The organism is Hasllibacter halocynthiae (assembly GCF_003003095.1).
Taxonomy (GTDB): Bacteria; Pseudomonadota; Alphaproteobacteria; order Rhodobacterales; family Rhodobacteraceae; genus Hasllibacter; species Hasllibacter halocynthiae.
Map to the genome: position 1 here is coordinate 1,113,392 of NZ_PVTT01000002.1, position 19,192 is coordinate 1,132,583.

The 19,192-nt window shown below is 71.3% G+C and carries 24 protein-coding genes and 1 other RNA gene; 13 read left to right on the plus strand and 12 right to left on the minus strand.

What is annotated here, in order from left to right; genetic code table 11:
• The first annotated feature begins 37 nt into the window (after nt 1-37).
• Together pheS and BCF33_RS12495 are read left to right on the plus strand one after the other, a co-directional pair.
• A complete protein-coding gene (pheS, locus tag BCF33_RS12490) occupies nt 38-1,102 on the plus strand; it encodes a phenylalanine--tRNA ligase subunit alpha (RefSeq protein ID WP_106161227.1) in 1,065 nt (354 codons plus the stop codon).
• A gap of 6 nt (nt 1,103-1,108) precedes the next feature.
• Nucleotides 1,109-1,369, plus strand: coding sequence for a hypothetical protein (locus tag BCF33_RS12495; RefSeq protein WP_245883823.1), 261 nt, complete (start codon nt 1,109-1,111; stop codon nt 1,367-1,369).
• Between the two features lie 37 nt (nt 1,370-1,406).
• On the opposite strand, the gene BCF33_RS12500 is transcribed toward BCF33_RS12495, so the two are convergent.
• A complete protein-coding gene (locus tag BCF33_RS12500) occupies nt 1,407-1,937 on the minus strand; it encodes a hypothetical protein (protein WP_106161228.1) in 531 nt (176 codons plus the stop codon).
• A 241-nt stretch (nt 1,938-2,178) separates the two neighbouring features.
• Here BCF33_RS12500 and BCF33_RS12505 point away from each other — a divergent pair, with 241 nt between their 5' ends.
• Both BCF33_RS12505 and pheT read left to right on the plus strand, forming a co-directional pair.
• The gene (locus BCF33_RS12505; protein ID WP_106161229.1) at nt 2,179-2,547 is read left to right on the plus strand and encodes a hypothetical protein; all 369 of its coding nucleotides are present in this window, start codon (nt 2,179-2,181) and stop codon (nt 2,545-2,547) included.
• 116 nt (nt 2,548-2,663) lie between these two features.
• Nucleotides 2,664-5,051 (plus strand): phenylalanine--tRNA ligase subunit beta, encoded by a 2,388-nt coding sequence (gene pheT / locus BCF33_RS12510; RefSeq protein WP_106161230.1) that lies wholly within the window; start codon nt 2,664-2,666, stop codon nt 5,049-5,051.
• Nucleotides 5,052-5,073: 22 nt separating this feature from the next.
• On the opposite strand, the gene BCF33_RS12515 is transcribed toward pheT, so the two are convergent.
• Nucleotides 5,074-5,769 carry a glutathione S-transferase family protein gene (locus tag BCF33_RS12515; protein ID WP_106161231.1) on the minus strand — a complete coding sequence of 232 codons (696 nt, stop codon included), beginning with the start codon at nt 5,767-5,769 and terminating at the stop codon, nt 5,074-5,076.
• Between the two features lie 156 nt (nt 5,770-5,925).
• On the opposite strand from BCF33_RS12515, the gene mscL reads away from it, so the two are divergent.
• Both mscL and BCF33_RS12525 read left to right on the plus strand, forming a co-directional pair.
• Complete coding sequence (gene mscL / locus BCF33_RS12520) at nt 5,926-6,372, plus strand: large conductance mechanosensitive channel protein MscL (protein WP_106161232.1); 447 nt, start codon at nt 5,926-5,928, stop codon at nt 6,370-6,372.
• Between the two features lie 105 nt (nt 6,373-6,477).
• Nucleotides 6,478-7,071: an SCO family protein gene (locus BCF33_RS12525; RefSeq protein ID WP_211292389.1), complete on the plus strand. Its 594-nt coding sequence runs from the start codon at nt 6,478-6,480 to the stop codon at nt 7,069-7,071.
• An 8-nt stretch (nt 7,072-7,079) separates the two neighbouring features.
• Here BCF33_RS12525 and BCF33_RS12530 read toward each other — a convergent pair whose 3' ends face one another.
• Both BCF33_RS12530 and rpsU read right to left on the minus strand, forming a co-directional pair.
• Nucleotides 7,080-7,973 (minus strand): Gfo/Idh/MocA family protein, encoded by an 894-nt coding sequence (locus tag BCF33_RS12530; protein WP_106161233.1) that lies wholly within the window; start codon nt 7,971-7,973, stop codon nt 7,080-7,082.
• 85 nt (nt 7,974-8,058) lie between these two features.
• Nucleotides 8,059-8,265, minus strand: coding sequence for a 30S ribosomal protein S21 (gene rpsU, locus BCF33_RS12535; protein WP_106161234.1), 207 nt, complete (start codon nt 8,263-8,265; stop codon nt 8,059-8,061).
• 101 nt (nt 8,266-8,366) lie between these two features.
• Between rpsU and BCF33_RS12540 the strand changes: the two genes are divergently transcribed.
• The 3 genes from BCF33_RS12540 to BCF33_RS14105 all read left to right on the plus strand — a co-directional run bounded on the left by BCF33_RS12540 (nt 8,367) and on the right by BCF33_RS14105 (nt 10,361).
• Nucleotides 8,367-9,092 carry a COQ9 family protein gene (locus tag BCF33_RS12540; RefSeq protein WP_106161235.1) on the plus strand — a complete coding sequence of 242 codons (726 nt, stop codon included), beginning with the start codon at nt 8,367-8,369 and terminating at the stop codon, nt 9,090-9,092.
• Nucleotides 9,093-9,151: 59 nt separating this feature from the next.
• Entirely contained in the window at nt 9,152-10,144 is a 993-nt protein-coding gene (locus BCF33_RS12545) for an NAD(P)H-quinone oxidoreductase (RefSeq protein ID WP_245883824.1), read from the plus strand.
• 76 nt (nt 10,145-10,220) lie between these two features.
• Nucleotides 10,221-10,361: a hypothetical protein gene (locus BCF33_RS14105; protein WP_158259422.1), complete on the plus strand. Its 141-nt coding sequence runs from the start codon at nt 10,221-10,223 to the stop codon at nt 10,359-10,361.
• Here the strand turns inward: BCF33_RS14105 and BCF33_RS12550 are convergent.
• The gene (locus BCF33_RS12550) at nt 10,358-10,987 is read right to left on the minus strand and encodes a ribonuclease T2 family protein (RefSeq protein WP_106161236.1); all 630 of its coding nucleotides are present in this window, start codon (nt 10,985-10,987) and stop codon (nt 10,358-10,360) included. The genes BCF33_RS14105 and BCF33_RS12550 overlap by 4 nt on opposite strands.
• Before the next feature lie 123 nt (nt 10,988-11,110).
• Between BCF33_RS12550 and BCF33_RS12555 the strand changes: the two genes are divergently transcribed.
• Entirely contained in the window at nt 11,111-11,899 is a 789-nt protein-coding gene (locus BCF33_RS12555) for a DUF1013 domain-containing protein (protein WP_106161237.1), read from the plus strand.
• Nucleotides 11,900-11,928: 29 nt separating this feature from the next.
• Here the strand turns inward: BCF33_RS12555 and recR are convergent, their stop codons facing one another.
• From recR to BCF33_RS12580, 5 genes are read right to left on the minus strand one after another with little or no spacing between them, the layout of a single operon-like run.
• Entirely contained in the window at nt 11,929-12,549 is a 621-nt protein-coding gene (gene recR, locus BCF33_RS12560; protein WP_106161238.1) for a recombination mediator RecR, read from the minus strand.
• Nucleotides 12,549-12,893: a YbaB/EbfC family nucleoid-associated protein gene (locus BCF33_RS12565; RefSeq protein ID WP_106161239.1), complete on the minus strand. Its 345-nt coding sequence runs from the start codon at nt 12,891-12,893 to the stop codon at nt 12,549-12,551. Before BCF33_RS12565 ends, recR begins: the two co-directional genes overlap by 1 nt.
• Nucleotides 12,894-12,896: 3 nt before the next feature.
• Complete coding sequence (locus BCF33_RS12570) at nt 12,897-14,630, minus strand: DNA polymerase III subunit gamma/tau (RefSeq protein WP_106161664.1); 1,734 nt, start codon at nt 14,628-14,630, stop codon at nt 12,897-12,899.
• A gap of 40 nt (nt 14,631-14,670) precedes the next feature.
• Nucleotides 14,671-15,060, minus strand: coding sequence for a YidH family protein (locus BCF33_RS12575; protein ID WP_106161240.1), 390 nt, complete (start codon nt 15,058-15,060; stop codon nt 14,671-14,673).
• Nucleotides 15,061-15,080: 20 nt separating this feature from the next.
• A complete protein-coding gene (locus BCF33_RS12580; protein ID WP_106161241.1) occupies nt 15,081-15,680 on the minus strand; it encodes a TetR/AcrR family transcriptional regulator in 600 nt (199 codons plus the stop codon).
• Between the two features lie 59 nt (nt 15,681-15,739).
• On the opposite strand from BCF33_RS12580, the gene BCF33_RS12585 reads away from it, so the two are divergent.
• Nucleotides 15,740-16,597 (plus strand): alpha/beta hydrolase family protein, encoded by an 858-nt coding sequence (locus BCF33_RS12585; RefSeq protein ID WP_106161242.1) that lies wholly within the window; start codon nt 15,740-15,742, stop codon nt 16,595-16,597.
• 12 nt (nt 16,598-16,609) lie between these two features.
• On the opposite strand, the gene ffs is transcribed toward BCF33_RS12585, so the two are convergent.
• An RNA gene (ffs, locus tag BCF33_RS12590) (signal recognition particle sRNA small type) lies at nt 16,610-16,708 on the minus strand.
• A gap of 149 nt (nt 16,709-16,857) precedes the next feature.
• Between ffs and nudC the strand changes: the two genes are divergently transcribed.
• A complete protein-coding gene (nudC, locus tag BCF33_RS12595) occupies nt 16,858-17,844 on the plus strand; it encodes an NAD(+) diphosphatase (protein ID WP_106161243.1) in 987 nt (328 codons plus the stop codon).
• Nucleotides 17,841-18,317: an SRPBCC family protein gene (locus BCF33_RS12600; protein ID WP_106161244.1), complete on the plus strand. Its 477-nt coding sequence runs from the start codon at nt 17,841-17,843 to the stop codon at nt 18,315-18,317. Before nudC ends, BCF33_RS12600 begins: the two co-directional genes overlap by 4 nt.
• Here BCF33_RS12600 and BCF33_RS12605 read toward each other — a convergent pair.
• Nucleotides 18,314-19,150, minus strand: a complete 837-nt coding sequence (locus BCF33_RS12605) for a prephenate dehydratase (RefSeq protein ID WP_106161245.1) — start codon at nt 19,148-19,150, stop codon at nt 18,314-18,316. The two genes, BCF33_RS12600 and BCF33_RS12605, sit on opposite strands and share 4 nt — an antisense overlap.
• Nucleotides 19,151-19,192: the final 42 nt, after the last annotated feature.

The window sequence follows — 19,192 nt, forward strand, 5'->3', positions numbered from 1 at the left end:
GCCGCGCCCGATGCAAGGTGCGGCGCGGACGGGTGCGATGGACGATCTTCGGGGCAGGTGGCTGGGCGAGATTGCGGAAGCAGGCGACGAGGCCGCCATCGAGGACGTGCGCGTCCGGGCCTTGGGAAAGAAAGGCGAGGTCGCGCTGAGGATGCGCGAGTTGGGCCGCATGACCCCGGAGGAGCGGCAGGTGGCCGGGCCTGCGCTCAACGCCTTGAAATCCGAACTGAACGCCGCCCTCGCCGCGCGCGCCGCCGCCTTGAGGGACGCCGCCCTTGAGGCACGGCTCGCCGAGGAGTGGCTGGACGTTACCCTGCCTGCCCGGCGCCGGCCGGAAGGGTCCATCCATCCCGTCTCGCAGGTGACGGAGGAGGTGACGGCGATCTTCGCGGACATGGGGTTCGGCGTCGCCGAAGGCCCCCAGGTCGAGGACGACTGGCACAATTTCGATGCGCTCAACATCCCCTGGCACCATTCCTCGCGCGAGGAGATGGACACGTTCTACCTCGCTGCGCCCGAGGGGCGGCGGCCGCACGTCTTGCGGACCCATACGAGCCCCGTGCAGATCCGCTCGATGCTGGAGAACGGCGCGCCTCTGCGGAAGATCTGCCCCGGGCGGGTCTACCGCGCGGACTACGACCAAACCCACACGCCCATGTTCCACCAGGTCGAAGGGATCGCGGTCGATCGGGACATCACCATGGCGAACCTCAAGTGGTGCCTGGAGGAGTTCTGCGGCGCCTTCTTCGAAATCGAGCCGAAGGGCCTCCTGCGGTTCCGCGCCTCGCACTTCCCCTTCACGGAGCCTTCCGCCGAAGTGGACATTCGCTGCTCGTGGGAGGGGGGCGCGCTGAAGCTGGGGCAGGGGGACGACTGGCTGGAGATCCTCGGCTCGGGGATGATGCATCCCAAGGTCCTGGAAGCGGGAGGGATCGATCCTGCCCAATGGCAGGGCTTCGCCTTCGGGATGGGCATCGACCGGATCGCCATGCTGAAATATGGCATCCCCGACCTGCGCGCCTTCTTCGAGGCCGACCTGCGCTGGCTGCGGCATTACGGCTTCTCGCCCCTCGCCGTGCCTTCACTGCACGCGGGGACCTGACACGCGGTGGGGCGGAACGCCCGGCGGTTCGGCGCCCTGGCGCAGCTGCGAACGAGAGGCCGCGTCGCCTTCGCGTTCCTGCTCGTAGGTGTCGTGGCGGCGCATGTCGCGCTGTGGCTGTCGGACATGCCGGATGACGCGAAATGGCGACTGACCGTGCTGAATGCGGCCGGTTGGACGGTCGTGTTGGGGCCGGTCTGGCTGGTGGGTCGATGGCTCGCGGCCGTCGAGAAGCGGAATGCCGAACGCGAAAGGGGCGAGCCGTAGCGGCCCGCCCCCTCGTTCACATCCGTATGCGCCGCGGTCAGACGGTCCGGCGGTCCGGATCGGCCGCGGAGGCGTCGTCGTCCCACGAGTAGCGGTTGGGTCGCGAGTAGGTCCGGACGTAGTTGTCCTCGCCCTCCAGGGCCGGGTCACGGGTGCCGAGATAGCGGTCGTCCGCCGCATAGGCGTCGGCGCCGGTCATGGGCTTGTACTCGGTCCCGGCGTAGAGCTTGTCCATCGCGTCGATGTCGTAGGCCTCGCCCTCGGGGCGACGCATGATCTCCTTCACGCGCGCGGCGCCTTCGTCGCCGTCGAGGTCGACCGACACCACGTAGTCGCCCTTGCGGACGGCGTTCTGATAGGTGCGCATGTCCTCCTCGGGGACGTGCAGGCGATGGAGCCCCTCGTTCCAGCCGTCGTCGTCGGAACGCGTGGTCCCTTCGGCGAGCGGGGCCGGATCGTCGGGGACGATGTGGATGTCGGACACGCCGACGCCGGCGTCCTGCAGCTCCTTGCGGACGAGGTCGGCGGTCGCGTGGGTGCGGTAGATTGCGGTGACTGCCTTGGTCATGGTGTCTCCTGTTCGATGCGCATGTGCGGGCCGCGCGGTCGGAAGCCGGGGGCCCTTTGCGCCTCCACAACGCCCAAGGGGGGCAGCTTGGTTTCATCGAACCCCCCCGGGGACCCTCCGGAAGGCCTTTTGGCGATCCTCCGCCGAACCCTTTTGGAGGGGAGGGGAACCCGAACCCCATGCAGCGACGTTGACCGCCCGAGCGTCCCCGCGACGCAACATCATACGAAGGAGACGACTGATGGCGGACTATCGCGATCCGAAGGTGACGGAGACGAACGAGGGCGGCGGCATCGGCAAGTGGATCGGCATCCTGATCGCCGTCCTCGTCGTGCTGTTGCTTCTGGCTTGGCTGCTGGGGTGGTTCGACGGTCCCGAGGTTGCCGAGGTCGAGGAGGTCGAGCCGGTCGCGATCGAGACGGTAGACCCCGAGCCCGAGCCCGTCGTGGTAGAGGAAGTCGATCCCGTTGCGCCGGTCGAGACCGATCCGGTCGTGGTAGAGGAAGTCGATCCCGTGGCGCCCGTCGAAACCGATCCGGTGATCGGCGAGACCCCCGCCGACGACGGTCTGATCGAACTGGAGACCGACGTCGAAGTCATCGAGAACTAAGCGCGTAGCCACAACTCGATGTGCAGGGCCGGGGCGATCCCCCGGCCCTTTCTCGTGCGCGGCTTTTCCTTGCCGGGGCTGCGCGCTAGGGGTGCGGCGATCCGCGGAGGCCCCCCATGAAGTTCACCCTGTCCTGGCTGAAATCGCATCTCGAGACGGACGCGTCGGTGGACGAGATCGCCGAGACGCTGACCGACCTCGGCCTCGAGGTGGAGGGGGTGACGAACCCCGGCGATACGCTGCGCCCGTTCCGGATCGGCTATGTGGAGGCCGCCGAGAAGCACCCGGACGCCGATCGGTTGAAGGTCTGCCGGGTGCGGACCGCGGCCGGCGTGAAGCAGATCGTCTGCGGCGCGCCGAACGCGCGCGAGGGCATCACCGTCGTCGTGGCCGAACCGGGAACATACGTGCCGGGCATCGGCACGACGATCCGGGTTGGCAAGATCCGTGGGGTCGAGAGTCACGGCATGATGGCCTCCGAACGCGAGATGGAGCTGTCGGACGAGCATGACGGCATCATCGAGCTTCCCTCCGGCGAGGTGGGGGAGAGCTTCGCCGACTGGCTCGCGGCGAACGAGCCGGGCAAGGTCGACCCCGTGATCGAGATCGCGGTCACCCCCAACCGGCCCGACGCCTTGGGGGTACGGGGCGTGGCCCGCGACCTTGCGGCACGCGGGCTGGGCCAGCTGAAGCCCCGGGACGCCGCGCCGGTGGAAGGCACGTTCCCCAGTCCGGTCGGCGTGACCATCGACGAGGGTGCGCGCGGCGCCTGCCCCGTCTTCTACGGGCGCCTCATACGCGGCGTGCGGAACGGCCCTTCGCCGGAGTGGCTGCAGCGGCAGCTGAAGGCGATCGGGCTGCGCCCCATCTCGTTCCTCGTGGACGTGACGAACTGGTTCACCTTCGATCGCAACCGGCCGCTGCACGTCTTCGACGCCGCCAAGGTGAAGGGCGATCTGCGGGTGCACTTGGCCGAAGGGGGCGAGCGTCTCGTCGCGCTTGACGAGAAGGAGTACGAGGCCATCCCCGGCGCGGTCCTCATCTCGGACGACGACGGCGTCGAGAGCCTGGGCGGGATCATGGGCGGCGAGGCGACCGGCGTCACGGACGGGACCACGGACGTCTTCCTGGAAGCCGCCTATTTCGATCCGGTCCGCACCGCGCTGACGGGGCGGGCGCTGCGCATCCACTCGGATGCCCGCTACCGGTTCGAGCGGGGGATCGATCCCGAATGGACCCCTGAGGGGATCGAGCACGCGACCCGCATGATCCTGGACCATGCCGGAGGCGAGGCGTCCGAGGTCGTCGTCGCCGGCACGATCCCCGAGACCGCGCGGAGCTACGCCTTCGATCCCTGCCGCCTGCGCACCCTCGTCGGCATGGATGTTCCCGAGGCCGAGCAGCGCGCCGCGCTGGAGGCCCTGGGCTTCCGTGTCGAGGGGGGGCAGGCGCACGTGCCCCCCTGGCGGCCGGACGTGCAGGGCGATGCGGACATCGTGGAGGAGGTCGCGCGCATCGCCTCCCTTGCCAAGCTGGAAGGCGTGCCGATGCCTCGTCCGGCGGGCGTGCCTGAGCCTGTCCTGACCCCCGCGCAGCGGCGCGAGCGGGCGGCGCGCCGACAGGCGGCCGCGCTCGGCTATGCGGAGGCGGTGACCTATTCCTTCGTCGCCGGCCAAGATGCCGAGGCGTTCGGCGGGGGCGGCGAGGCCGTCCGCCTCGACAACCCCATCAGCAGCGAGATGAGCCATCTACGCCCCTCGCTGCTGCCGGGCCTTCTGCGCGCGGCCGCCCGCAATCAGAGCCGCGGGCGCATGGACCTCGCCCTGTTCGAATGCGGGTATGTCTTCGACGGCGGCGAGCCGGGCGAGCAGCGGCTGACCTTGGCGGGGCTGCTGGTCGGACGGACGGGGCCGAAGGACGTCCACGGGGAGGGCCGGGCCCGCGACCTCTTCGACGCCAAGGCCGATCTGGAGGCGGTGCTCGCCGCCGCGGGCGCGCCGCCGCGCGCCCAGACGTTCCGCGATCTGCCCGGCTGGTGGCACCCTGGCCGCTCGGCCCGACTCGGCCTTGGGCCGAAGGCGACGATCGGCACCTATGGCGAGCTGCACCCGAAGGTTCTGGAGGCGTTCGGCGTGAAGGGTCCCGCGGTGGCCTTCGAGGCGATGCTCGACGCGATCCCCCTGCCCAAGGGCAAGGGTCCGTCGCGCGGCGCGCTGGAGATGTCTAACCTGCAGCCGGTCGAGCGGGACTTCGCCTTCCTCGTCGACGATAAGGTGGCGGCGCAGGACGTCGCGAACGCCGCCCAGGGCGCTGACAGGTCCCTCATCGAGAGCGTGCGCGTCTTCGACGAGTTCCGTGGATTGGAGGGGGGCAAGAAGTCGCTCGCCCTCGCGGTGCGGATGCAGCCCAAGGAGAAGACCCTGACGGAGGACGAGATCGGCCGCGTCTCTGATGCCATCGTCGCGAAGGTCGGTCGGGCGACCGGCGGGGTTCTGAGGGGCTGAGCCTCCCCCGCCGGACGCGGCGTCAGCCCTCGCGCGGGGGGATGTCCGCGGCGCGCTGCACCGCGGGGCGGGCCTGGAAGCGATCCGAGTAGGCCGCGACGTTGGCCAGCTCGTCCCAGCCGACCAAAGGCCTCGCCCCATAGAAATCGACAGCGTTCAACCATGGGCCTATGGCCATGTCGGCGATCGAGTAGTCGCCCGCGACCCATTCGCGCCCCTCAAGATGCCCATCGAGCACGTTCAGGAGGCGCTTGGCCTCGTCGACGTAGCGGCCCCGCGCCCGCTCGTCCCAGTCCTTGCCGGCGAAGCGCACGAAGAAGCCCATCTGCCCCAGCATCGGTCCGAGGCCGCCCATCTGCCACATCAGCCACTGTCGCACGTGCTGCGCCCCGGCGCCCGCCCCGCCGAAACGGCCGGTCTTCTCCGCCAGGTAGAGCATGATCGCGCCGCTCTCGAAGAGGCCCAGCGGGGCGCCGCCCGGCCCGTCGGGGTCGATGATGGCGGGGATCTTGTTGTTGGGGTTCAGCGACAGGAACTCGGGCGAGCGGACGTCGTCGTCCGAGAGTGTCACCCGGTGCGCCTCGTAGTCGAGACCCGTCTCCTCCAGCATGAGCGAGACCTTGATCCCATTCGGCGTCGGGAACGAGAAGAGCTGCAGCTTCGAGGGGTCCAGGGGCACCCAGCGGGTGGTGATCGGAAAGTCGGAGAGATCGGCCATGAGAGGTCTCCATGACGGGGCTTCGGCCCCCCGCGACCTAGGGGCGCGCGGAGCGGGCGAAAGGGATCCCCGACCTTACGGAATCGCGATAGGGATGTGCATCCGCGCACTTCCAGGGGCGCGTAGCGCTGGACGGACGAGGGAAAGGTGTTCAGGATGATCAACGAGTTCAAGGACTTCATCGCCAAGGGCAACGTCATGGACATGGCCGTCGGCATCATCGTCGGCGCCGCATTCACGGCGATCGTCAACTCGCTGGTGGGGGACATCATCAACCCGGTCATCGCGCTCTTCACGGGCGGGATAGACTTCTCGGGCTGGTTCTACGTCCTCGACGGGGGCGAGTACGCGTCGCTCGCCGCCGCGCAGGAGGCCGGCGCCTCGGTCTTCGCGGTCGGCAGCTTCCTGATGGCGGTGATCAACTTCCTGATCGTAGCCTCCGCCGTGTTCGTGCTGGTTAAGATGGTGAACCGCATCAAGGCGGAGGCCTGGAAGGACGACGAGGTCGCCCCCGAGGTGCCGACCGGCCCTTCGGAGAAGGACCTCCTGATGGAGATCCGCGACGCGCTGCGCGGAGATGGGGCGGCGTCGCGGCCCGGATGAGCGCGCGCCGGGTGGCCGCCCCAGCGTCGCGGCGCCTTGCCGCAACCGGGTTGCGGACGCCCGGGCATGCGGCCAACTGATCTCCCGCACGTGGAGGAAGACCCGATGACCCGTATCCAGATGCTGTTCCTGGCCGGCGTGGCCGCCATCGTGATGGTCGCCGGCCTCGCGGCGGGCAATTGGTGGGTGAACCGGTCCCAGCCATGGCAGCAGGCCGTCATCGGCGCCCCGTTCGAGCTGGTCGACCATGACGGCGGCGCCATCACGGAGGCGGCGTTCGACGGGCAGGTCAGCCTTCTCTTCTTCGGGTTCACCCACTGCCCCGAGATCTGCCCCACGACCGTCTACGAGATGGAGAACTGGCTGCGGGCCCTCGGCGAGGAGGGCGAGGAGGTCGAAGGGTTCTTCGTCTCCGTCGACCCAGAGCGGGACACGCCCGAGGCGATGAAGCCCTATCTCGAGGGGCAGTCGGACCGGATCACCGGCATCACGGGCGAGCCGGAGGATGTCTGGGACATGGCCCGGTCCTGGTCGATCTACTGGGCCAAGGGCGAGGATCTGGGGGGCGGCAACTACAACGTCGACCACACGTCCACGGTCTACGTGTTGGACCGTGACGGGAACCTCGCCGGAACTATCGGCTACGGCGAGGACGAAGGCCGCGCGGTCGAGACCATCCGGAGGGTTCTGAGAGGCTAGCTGAGGGGTTAGGTGGCGAGCACGGCGTCGAGGAGGCGCCCGGCGGCGACCGCGTCGGAGAGGATCGCGCCGCCCGGTGGCTCGCCCCGTTCCAACGCGTCCAGAACGGTCGAGAAACCCGAGGCCGGGTCGGGAAGCCCCCCGGCGCCCGTGCCGGGCGGGCCGAGCCGGCCGCCGCAGGTCAGGGTGCCGTCCTCGAACTTGGCTTCTACCGTCAGGCAAGCTTCGGTCGCGGCGGCGTCGACCTCGAGATGGACAGCCACGCCGTTCGGGCCGGCGAGGCGCGCCGATCCTCCGGTCTCCAACCCGTCGGCGCGATGGCGAAGCCGGCACGCTTCGGGCGCGAGCGGGCCGGCCACGAGCGTCGCGGCGTCGAGCAGATGGATCCCGAGGTCGCCGAACGCGCCGTAGCCCATACGCTCCGGCGACAGATGCGCGGGCCATGCTTCGAGCCAGCCGGCGCGCAGTCCGTCATGCGCGAACCGTAGCCGCAGCTCGCGCAGCCGTCGTCCCCCGCGGACGGCCTCCGCCATCGCGCACGGCGCGGGACCGTGCCGGAGGAAGAAGCCCAAGCTGGTCGTACCGCCGCGCGCCGCCAAATGGACGGCCAGCCTTTCGCGCGCACCGCGATCCGCGCCCAGGGGCTTCTCGACGAAGAGGTGCGGCGCGCGCAGGCTAGGAATCACGCTCTCCTGGCTCCGCGCGTCGACCGTCACGACCGCGAGGTCGTGAGGGATCAAGACGGCGGGTTCCGCCACGACCGGAACGTCCGGCGGGAACCGAAAGGGCGAGCCCGGGTCCGGGGCCGCGATGCCGACAAGGGTGGTTCCCGGACGGCCTTCGCAGACGGCGGCGTAATCCGCCGCATGCACGTGGGCCGTCCCCACGATCGCGACCCTCATGGCGGTCTTCCCTACGAAAACCCCCGCGCGGGGCGGGGGTCCTTGCGTGCCGGGATCGCCCCCGGCGGCGTGCGATCGCGTCGGATCACATCAGCCCTTCGCGCTGGGCCTTCTTCCGAGCGAGCTTGCGAGCCCGGCGGATCGCCTCGGCCTTCTGCCGCGCCTTCTTCTCCGAAGGTTTCTCGAAGTGCTGGCGGAGCTTCATCTCGCGGAAGACGCCTTCGCGCTGAAGCTTCTTCTTCAGGGCGCGGAGGGCCTGATCGACGTTGTTGTCGCGGACGCTGACCTGCATGTGGTTGTCACCACCTTTCTGGTTCGAGTTGCAAATGAATGCAGGAAGGTGGCCCCATAAGGCAGGCCCGCTAGCTTGTCCACCTGCAAGGAGGATCGCCCATGCACGCCGACCCCGCCCGCGAGGCGCTTCTGGACGCGGCCCTGCCGCACGTCGCCTTCGACGGCTGGTCGCACGCGACCTTCCGCGCTGCGATACGGGATTCCAGGATGGAGGAGGCGCGTGCCCGCGCGCTCTGCCCAAGGGGCGCGCTGGACCTTGCCGTGGCGTTCCACGAACGGGGCGACCGGAGGATGCTCGAGGCGCTGCGGGCCATGCCGTTGGCCGAGATGAAGGTGCGCGAGAAGGTGACCCGTGCCGTCCGCGCCCGTATCGAGGCCATAGAGGACGTCGAGGCGGTCCGCCGCGGGACGACATTCTTCGCGCTGCCGAACAACGCCCCGATCGGGACCCGCCTGATCTGGGGGACCGCGGACGCCATCTGGGACGCGCTAGGGGACACCTCGCGGGACGGGAACTGGTACACCAAGCGTGCCACCCTGGCGGGGGTCTACGGCTCGACCGTGCTCTACTGGCTGGGAGACGGGTCTATGGATCACGAGGATACCTGGGCCTTCCTGGACCGCCGGATCGAGGACGTCATGCGGATCGAGAAGGCCAAGGCGCAGATCGACGCGAATCCGGTTCTGCGGACCGTGTTCGCGGGGCCGCGGTGGGTGATGTCGCGCGTCCGTCCACCGATGCGGGTCCCGCGGGTCGACCTTCCGGGGCACGTCGCAGGCGCGAACGACGCCGCGCTCGGCGAGGATCCCTCCCGCGGGAGTTGAGGGCGGGCGGAACGGCCACGCCGAGACATCCCGACACCCGTGCCTGCTAGGACGAACCCATGACCCTTCCCGACACCATGCGCGCCGTCGAGATCGCCCGTCCGGGCGGACCCGACGTGCTGGCCGAGGTCGCCCGCCCCGTTCCCCGTCCCGGCGCGGGCGAGGTGTTGGTCCGCCTCGCCCATGCCGGCGTGAACCGGCCCGACGCGCTGCAGCGCGCAGGCGCCTACGAGCCGCCCCCCGGTGCCTCGGACCTGCCGGGGCTTGAGGGGGCGGGGACGGTCGCCGCGTTGGGAGCGGACGTCTCGGGATGGTCCGAGGGGGATCGCATCTGCGCCCTTCTGCCCGGTGGTGGCTATGCGGAATACGCGCTCGCGCCCGCCGCGCATTGCCTGCCCGTGCCCGACGACCTGCCCCTGGCGGAGGCCGCCTGCCTGCCCGAGACGCTGTTCACGACCTTCTCGAACCTCGTGATGCGCGCGAGCCTCTCGGCGGGCGAGACGCTTCTGGTGCATGGCGGCTCGTCCGGGATCGGGACGACGGCGATCCAGCTCGCCCGGCTCCTGGGCGCGCGGGTGGTCGTCACCGCCGGGACCGACGCGAAGTGCCAGGCCTGCGAGGCGCTGGGGGCCGACATGGCCGTGAACTACCGCGACAGGGACTTCGTCCACGCCGTCGAGGAACTCGGCGGGGCGGACGTCATCCTCGACATGGTCGGTGGCGACTACCTCCCCCGGAACCTCTCCTGCCTGCGGGAGGACGGCCGCCTCGTGCAGATCGCTTTCCTGCGCGGCGCCAGGGCCGAGGTGAACCTCGCCCCGCTCATGGCGCGCCGGCAGACGATCACCGGCAGCACCCTCCGCCCCCGCTCGGTGGAGGCGAAGGCCGCCATCCGCGACCGCATCCTCGCGGAGGTCTGGCCCGATGTCGTCGCCGGACGGCTCCGCCCGGTGATGGACAGCGCCTTCCCCCTCGCGCGTGCGGCGGAGGCGCATGCGCGGATGGAGGCTTCCGGCCATATCGGCAAGATCGTCCTGAACGTCGGCGCCTGATCCCGGCCCCGTTCAGAAATTCTTAATCCCCTGCGGATAGGGTCGTGCGGACGGTCCGGCGAAGGGGGACGAAAGGGTGGGGGACAGGGGCATCGACCGGACGTGCCACCTCGCGGTGGACCTGGCGCTGAGCGTCCTCTGGGTGGCCGGGCTTCTGCCGGCGACCCTGGCGGCAGCGCTCGCCGGGGAATGGGCGCTGCGGATCCTCCTAGGCTAGCGGCGCACGGGGTCTAGAAGGGCGTCCTCCAGCTCGCAATCGCGGATCACGTCCGCCCCGCAGCGGCGGAACTCCATCTCGCGGGTCAGGCAGATGCGCGCCTCGTGGATACGTCCCCGCCGGCAGGTGACGGTGATGGCGTCCGCCCAGAGGCCCGGGTTCGCCTCGAGGAAGGCCTCCTCGATCACGGCGGCCGGCACCTCGACCGGCCGCTCTAGCCGCTCGAGGAGGTCGGGCCGTTCGATGCGGCCCAGCGCGAGGCGGGAGAGGGCGAAGTAATCCGCCGGCGGCAGCCCCGAGCAGCGGCCGTGCTTCCGCCATTGGTGCCGGGCGAGGCCCGAGGTCCCCGTCACGTCAGCCATCGCGGCAGCCTCGGCGCGGGTGGGATCGCGTTCGGTGGTCGGGCAGTCGCTCGGCCAGCCGATCTCGTTCTGCGGCCAGAGGCCGTGCAGCACCCAGCCGAAGGGTTGCCCGCACTGGGGCGCGCCGCGCCCGTCCCCCTCAAGCGCGCACCAGGTCGGCGACCAGGAGAGGGACAGGACGTAGTAGTCGAAGACGCCCGAGCGCCCATCCTCGGCGCGCGCGGCGCCGGTCAGCGCCAGGAGGCATAGCAGGGCGCGAATCATTCGGGGTTCCCTCGAAGCGGCCGCACGCCTATATGCCCGGCCAATCCCCGCAAATCGAGGTCCGGCGGTTTCCGCCACCCGGTTTCACCGGACGGGGAAGGCTTGCTTCGACGGAGATCAAACATGGCCCTGCCCATCATGCCCAAGGCGACCGCCGTCTGGCTGGTCGAGAACACCACGATCTCCTTCAGGCAGATCGCCGATTTCACCGGCCTGCACGAGCTGGAGGTCCAGGGCATCGCCGACGGCGACGTGGCCGCGGGCGTGAAGGGCTTCGACCCCATCGCCAACAAGCAGCTGACCCAGGACGAGATCGACCGCGCCCAGGGCGATCCGCTCCACAAGCTGCGCCTGTTCCACAACCCGGCCGCCGACGGCGAGGAGGCGCGGCGCGGGCCGCGCTACACCCCCCTCTCCAAGCGGCAGGACCGCCCCGCCTCGATCCTGTGGCTGGTGAAGTTCCACCCCGAGCTGACGGACGCGCAGATCTCCAAGCTGATCGGCACCACGAAGCCGACGATCCAGTCGATCCGCGACCGCTCCCACTGGAACATCCAGAACCTCGAGCCCATCGATCCCGTCGCGTTGGGCCTGTGCAAGCAGTCCGAGCTGGACGCAGCCGTGCAGAAGGCCGCCGCGAGGAGGGCCAAGGAGGGGGAGGCGATGTCGGACGACGAGCGGCGCAAGCTCCTCTCGACGGAGCAGTCGCTCGGCGCGGAGCCCGAGGCGCGGATGCCCTCCTCCATCGCGGGGCTCGAGACCTTCACGCTCTCGGACACGGGCGAGGAGAACCTGCGTGCTGACGACGAGGAGCCGCTCGACGCCGAAAGCCTCTTCAACCTGCCCTCGGACGCGGAGGAAGCGGGCGAGGAAGGCGAGGACGACCCCGAGAACAACGTCCCGAAGATCTGACGGCCTCCGGGGCGTCCGGCCGGCGCGGTCTAGAGGCTGCGACGGGCCCTCAGGGCCGCGCCGATCGTGCCGTCGTCGAGATAGTCCAACTCGCCCCCGACCGGCACCCCCTGGGCGAGGGTGCTGACCGTGGCGGACCCTTCCACGGCGTCGGCGACGTAGTGGGCGGTGGTCTGGCCGTCCACGGTGGCGGGCAGGGCCAGGATCACCTCGCGCACGCCCTCGTCCGCGATGCGGCCCCGCAGCCTGGGGATGCGAAGGTCGTCCGGGCCCACGTTGTCCAGCGCCGAGAGAAGGCCGCCCAGCACATGGTAGCGGCCCCGGAACGCACCCGCCCGCTCCATCGCCCAGAGGGAGGCGACGTCCTCGACGACGCAGATCTCGCCGTTGGCGCGGCGCTCCTCCCGGCAGATCGCGCAGGTCTCGGCCGTGGAGAGGTTGCCGCACTGGACGCATTCGCGCGCGGCGGCGGCGACGTCGTGCATCGCGTCCGCGAGCGGCGTCATCAACAGATCGCGCCGCTGCAGCATGTGCAGCACCGCACGGCGGGCCGAGCGGGGGCCGAGGCCGGGCAGACGGGCCATCATCTCGGCCAGGGCCTCGATCCGGCCCTCGGCCTCGTCCTCGGAGTTGTGACCGAAGCCCGTCATCAGAAGGGCAGCTTCATCCCCGGCGGCAGCCCCAGCCCCTCGGCCATCTTGGCCATTTGGCGCTGCTGCTCGTCGCGGCCCTTGGCCTGCGCGTCGGCGACGGCGGCGACGATCAGGTCCTCAACCACCTCCTTCTCGGAGGCGACGAATATCGAAGGGTCGACGTTCAGAGCCTTCAGGTCGCCCTTGCCCGTGACGGTGGCCTTCACCAGCCCGCCGCCGGCCTCGCCTGTGACCTCGGCGTTGGCGGCCTCCTCCTGGAGGGCCTCCATCTTGCCCTGCATCTCCTTGGCGGCGGACATCATCTTGCCGATGTCCCCCATGCCGCCCAGTCCCTTGAACATGCTCTAGTCCTCCTCGAACGGGTCCCACTCTTCGGGGACTTCCTCCAGCGCCTCGGCCTGCGCCTCAGCGGCGACGGCCTCGCGACTCTCGATCCTGGTGATGCGGGCCTGCGGGAAATGCTGCAGCACCGCCTGTACCATGGGATGGGCCTTCGCCTCGGCCTCGAGACCGCTCGCCTTCGCGCGACGGACCTCCTCGATGGTGAGGGCGGTCCCCCCCCCGGAGACGGAGACGCCCCAGCGGGCGCCCGTCCACTGGGCCAGCCGCTGCCCCAGCCGCTGGGCGAGGTCGGGCCTGGCCTCGGGCGCGGGCGTGAACTCGATCCGGCCGGGCGCGTAGGATACGAGGCGCACCCCCGCCTCGACCTCCACGAGGAGGGCTACGTCCCGGCGCGCGCGGATCAGGGCGACGACGTCCTCGAACCGCCCGTACCGGGCGAGCGCGCCGGGGCTGGCCACGGGCCCGCCGTTGGCGACGCGCGCGGCTGGCGGCGGGGGGGCGGCGGCCTGCCGCGTCGGCGCGGGCGCGCCATCCGATGCTGGGTTGCCTGGCAGAGTGTCCCGGGGCGCAGCGTCCTTCAACCTGCGGATCAGGTCGTCGGGCGAGGGCAGGTCCGCGGCATGGGTCAGCCGGATCACCGCCATCTCGGCGGCCATGAGCGCGTTCGGCGCCGATGCCACCTCCTCGCCCGCGCGCAGCAGCATCTGCCACATACGCGAGAGGACCCGCATGGGGACGGCGCCCGCTATCGCGCGGCCGCGGTCGCGTTCGTCCGGCGAGGTGCCGGGATCGTCCGCCGCCTCGGGCGTGATCTTGATGACGCTCGTCCAGTGCGTGGCCTCGGCCAGCCCCTTCAGGACGGCCGCCGGATCGGCGCCGTCGGCATACTGGGCGGCGAGCTCGTGCAGGGCGCCGGCGGCGTCGCCCCGCAGGATCAGGTCGAAGAGGTCCAGCACCCGCCCCCGATCCGCCAGGCCCAGCATGGCGCGAACGCCTTCCGCGTCGACCGCCGCGCCCGCGCCCCGGCCAATCGCCTGGTCGAGCAGCGACTGCGCGTCGCGCGCCGATCCCTCTGCCGCCCGCGCGAGCAGCGCGGCGGCGCCGTCGGTGACGGTGGCTCCCTCGCGCTCGGCGATGTCCTGAAGCATGGCGACCATCGCCTCCGGCTCGATCCGGCGCAGGTCGAAGCGCTGGCAGCGCGAGAGGACCGTGACCGGCACCTTCTGGATGTCCGTCGTGGCGAGGATGAACTTCACATGGGCGGGCGGCTCCTCGAGGGTCTTGAGGAGGGCGTTGAACGCCGAGGTGCTGAGCATGTGCACCTCGTCGATGATGAAGACCTTGTAGCGCGCGCGGGAGGGGGCGTAGGCGACCGTGTCGATGATCGCGTCGCGGACGTTCTGCACCCCCGTGTTCGAGGCGGCGTCGATCTCGAGGACGTCGACGTGCCGGCCTTCCTGGATGGCTACGCATTCGGCGCAGACGCCGCAGGGCGTGACCGTCTCGGTGCCGTTCCCGTCCGGGCCGACGCAGTTCAGCCCCTTGGCGATGATGCGGGCGGTGGTCGTCTTGCCGGTGCCGCGGATGCCCGTCAGCACGAAGGCCTGCGCGATGCGTCCGGTCTCGAACGCGGCCGAGAGGACGCGCACCATCGCATCCTGACCGACGAGCTGGTCGAAGGTCTCGGGCCGGTACTTGCGCGCCAGGACGCGGTAGGATTGGGGGCTTTCCGTCACCCCCTGCAGATAGGCGTTCGGGCCGGCCGGCGCCACCCGTTCACAGCGCCCAGAGGATCGCCCCCGTGGCCAGCGCGCCGGCCGAGAGGGCGACCGCGATGACGGTCATGGTGGAGGAGGGCTGCGCCTCCGCGTCGTGCGAGCGGATGCGCCGCTGCGCCTCCCGCGATTTCGTCGCGGACGCCCAGAACATGCCGATGGCGGTGACGATGAAGAGGGTGGCGACGATCTTCGCGGCCCAGGCGGGCTCGAACTCGCCGAAGACCGCGCGCAGGCCGATCGCGATGGCGATGGCGGCCATGCCGGTCCGCATCCAGCCCGCGAAGGTGCGCTCGTTGGCGAGGAGGGTCCGATCCTCGGCCCAATCCGTGCGGTCCTTCGCCAGCTCTGTCGAGTCGTCCGTCTCCTCTGTGCCCTTGGTGTCGCGCATGGGGGGCGAACGGCGCGCGCTCAACGCGGTTCCGGCGCGAGGCCCAGAAGACGCGGCACCCGTCGCAGGGGATCGCCCGTCCGCCGCACCCGCGAGAGGGTCCAGGCCCCCTGGACCGCCATCCACATCCCCTCGGCACGGGCGGCGGGATCGTCGCAACCCATTCGCGCCGCGTGACGGGCGACGGCCTCGGTCCACCGGTCGAGATGCGCGGCCGTGGCGGCGCGGGACCTCTCGTCCTCCTCGTTCGTGAAGAGGGTCGAGGTGATCGGGCATCCCGCCCAGCGCCCCGACTCCTCGAAGAGCTTGGCGAGCTTGTGCGAGAGGGTCGCCACCCCGTCGTCCCAGCGCGTCGCCGAGGCGAACGCATCCTCGACGATCCCGAGGAGCGAGCCCGACGCCCAGTCGGCGGCCGCGAGCGCGAGGTCCGCCTTGCCGTTCGGGAAGTGGTGGTAGAGCGACCCCTTCGGCACCCCGGCGGCGGCGAGCACATCGGCCATGCCGGTCCCGTGGAACCCCTTGCGCTGGAAGAGGAGCGCCGCCTCGCGGGCGATCCGCTCGCGCGTGGTCTCGCCTGTCTTCGCGGGGGCAGCCAAGGTCGCCATGACCTCTCTTGCCATGGTTGGACCGATCGGTCTAGCATCCAGGCTGGACCGATCGGTCCAGGGAAGGACGCGCCATGCGGGACCATGCCGGGCAAAGCGGCTCCACCGAAGCCGTCGCCTTCGAGAGCGAGGGGAACCGGCTGGCCGGGCGGCTGGCGCATCCGGCGGGGCCCCCGCGGCGGGTCGTGGTGATCAACGGCGCGACGGGGGTGCCTGCGGGCTACTACCGGGCCTTCGCCGACTGGCTGGCCGAGACGCGGCAGGCGGCGGTCCTGACCTGGGACTACCGGGACTTCGGCTCCTCCGCCGTGCGGCCCGCCCGCGAGAGTCGGGCGCGCATGTCCGACTGGGCGGTCGCCGATCAGCAGGCCGCCCGCGACTGCGCCGAAAGGCGCTTTCCCGGGCTGCCGATCTGGGTGATCGGCCATTCGCTCGGCGGGCTGGGGCTGGCCTATCAGGCGGGCCTCGGGCGGATCGAGCGCTTCGTCGCGGTCGCATCGGGCCCCGTCCACATCTCCGACCATCCCTGGCGCTACCGCCCCGTGGCGGCGGGCTTCTGGTGGGGTCCGGCGGCGCTGGCCGTGCGGACGGCCGGCTATCTTCCCGCGCGGCTCGGGCCGGGGGCCGACCTTCCGGGCGGGGTGTTCCGGCAGTGGCGCCGCTGGTGCACGACGCGCGGCTTCAGCGCGGGGGACCCGGCGCTGCCCCCGCCACGCGGCGCCGAGCTGACCGGAACCGCGCGCTTCGTGGTGGCCTCCGACGACGACCTCTGCCCGCCGGCGACGGCCTGGCGGCACATGCGGTCCTTCCCCGAGGCCCGGCACGAGCAGGCGGTGCTGCGGCCCGAGGCCCACGGCCTGCGCCGCATCGGCCACGTCGCGCCTTTCGCACGCGCTAGCCGAGCCGTCTGGCCCGAGATCGTGGGCCTATGACCGTAGCGAGGATGGTGAGAGGCTGGACGACGACCCAAGCGGGACTCGTTGGGGCTGCTTCCTTCCGGACCTGACCCGGTTGGCGAGGCGCCTGCCCGCGCCAACCTCTCCCCCGCCATATAAGCGAGGAGCCGCCCCCGTGCAAAGGGGGTAGGCGGCGGCGGGACTCTCTGTTCCCGCGGAAGCCATCGGGCGGCATTTCCGCATCGCCCGAGGGCGAACGGGTTCCGGCCGGCCTCTCCGCGTGGCAGGGCGGCGCGATGGACGGAACGGATCACGGCTTCGCCTTCGGGGGCGCGAACGGAGCGCTGGACCGGGCGGCGCACTTGCGCGGACGCGACATGGCCGCGGCCGAGGGCGCGCGGGTGCTCGCCCTCTGGCGGGGCAAGCCGCTGATGTCGGCGCGCGGCCTCGAATGGGTGCGGCCAGGCCACCGGCTGCTGGACGCCGCCGGGCCCCCCGCCTTCCTGGGCCTCGCGAATGGCGCGCCGCGCCTCGCCGCGGCGGTGGACTGGGCCCCGGAGGAGGTCCCGGGCACGGTCGGCGCCTTCTTCGACCCGTCCGAGCAGCGGCACCCGGACGCGCCGGCCGGCAGCGCCTTCGCCGAGCTGCGCGCGCGGATGACCGCCCTGGACCCGCTGGAGGCCGAGCTCGCGGCCATCGCGAGGCATCTGCTCGAATGGCACGGGACGCATTCCTTCTGCGCGAACTGCGGGGCGGGAACGGCGGTCGCGCAGGGCGGGTGGCAGCGGAACTGCGCGGCCTGCGGACGCCACCACTTCCCGCGCACCGACCCGGTGGTCATCATGCTGGTGCTGGAGGGCGACGACCTCCTCCTCGGGCGGAGCCCTGGCTGGCCGGAGGGGATGTACTCCTGCCTCGCGGGCTTCGTGGAGCCGGGCGAGACGCTCGAGGCCGCCGTGCGCCGCGAGGTCCACGAGGAGACCGGCGTGCCCGTCGAGCGGGTCGAGGTGCTGCGCTCGCAGCCCTGGCCCTTCCCTGGGTCGCTGATGATAGGGTGCCTGGGCCAGGCGGCCGGCCGCGAGATCGCCGCCGATCCGGCGGAGATCGAGGACGCGGTCTGGATCACCCGCGAGGAGGGGCTGGCCGTGATCGGCGGGCTGCACCCGCGCATCAGGGCGCCGCGCCCCGGCGCCATCGCGGGGCACCTGATCCGCCTCTGGGTCGAAGGCCGGCTTCCCCGGGGCGAGTGGGAGGCCGGGCGGCAGCGAAAGGCGAGAGAATGAAGCTCAGCAACCGCGAGGACGTCGAGGCGCCGATCGGGTTCGTCTGGCGCGACCTCGCCGACTTCGCCGCGCATGAGCGGGCGATCCTGCGACGCGGCGCGGACATCGAGCGGCTCGACGACGGCGGGGAGGCGGCCCCCGGCGCCGCCTGGCGCATCACCTACGAGTTCCGCGGCCGCCCCCGCGAGACGCGGCTCCGTCTCGTCGACATGGATCCGCCGCATGCCCTGCGCTTCGTCTCCGGCACGGGCGGCGTCTCGGGCGACGTGGGCGTCGATCTCGTCGAGCTGTCGCCGCGCCGCACGCGCATCGTGCTGGGGATCGAGCTGAGGCCCACCACGATCCCCGGCCGAATCCTCGTGCAGTCCCTGCGCCTGGCCAAGCAGCAGCTGAACCGGCGGCTGGGGGAGCGGATGCGCGGCTACGCACAGGACCTCTCGCGGCGCCATGCGGCGGGCGAGGGGCGGGGCTAGTCCGCAGGCGATCCGGCCGGATAGGTGCCGAGGACCTCGAGGCGCGAGGTGAAGTAGTCCAGCTCCTCCAGGGCGCGGCGGACGGGCGGGTCGTCGGGATGGCCGTCGATGTCGGCGTAGAACTGCGTCGCCTCGAACGAGCCGTCGAGCATGTAGCTCTCCAGCTTGGTCATGTTCACGCCGTTCGTCGCGAACCCGCCCATCGCCTTGTAGAGGGCGGCCGGGATGTTGCGGACGCGGAAGACGAAGGTCGTCTTGACCGGCCCGTCGCCGGCGGGTGGCGGATCGGGCCGGCGCGACATGACGAGGAACCGCGTGGTATTGTGGCCGTGATCCTCGATGCCCTCGGCCAGCACGTCGAGGCCGTAGGTCTCCGCCGCGAGGCGCGAGGCCAGCGCCCCCTCGCCGGGCACGCGCCGCTCGGCGAGGCGCGCGGCGGCGCCGGCGCTGTCGGCGGCGGGCTCCGCGCGGATGCCGTGCGCGTCGAGGAATCCTCGCGCCTGCGGGATCAGCACGAGATGCGCCCGAACGACACCGATGTCCCCGAGCGCGGTGCCCTTCGGCGCCATCAGCGCGATCCGGACGCGGATATAGGTCTCGCCCACGATGGAGAGGCCGGATTCGGGCAAGAGGCGGTGCACGTCCGCAACGCGTCCGTAGGTCGAGTTCTCGATCGCGATCATGCCGAGGTCGGCGCGCCCGTCGCGCACCGCGGCCAGCGCGTCCTCGAAGGTGGGGCAGGGCAGCGGCCGGTGGCTCGGGCGGGCGCGGGCGCAGGCTTCGTGCCCATAGGCGCCAAGCTCGCCCTGGAAGGCGATGCGCGGTCTCTCCATCGGCGGCCCCCTCGAGCACCCGTGTCCCTCGGTCGCGCCCGC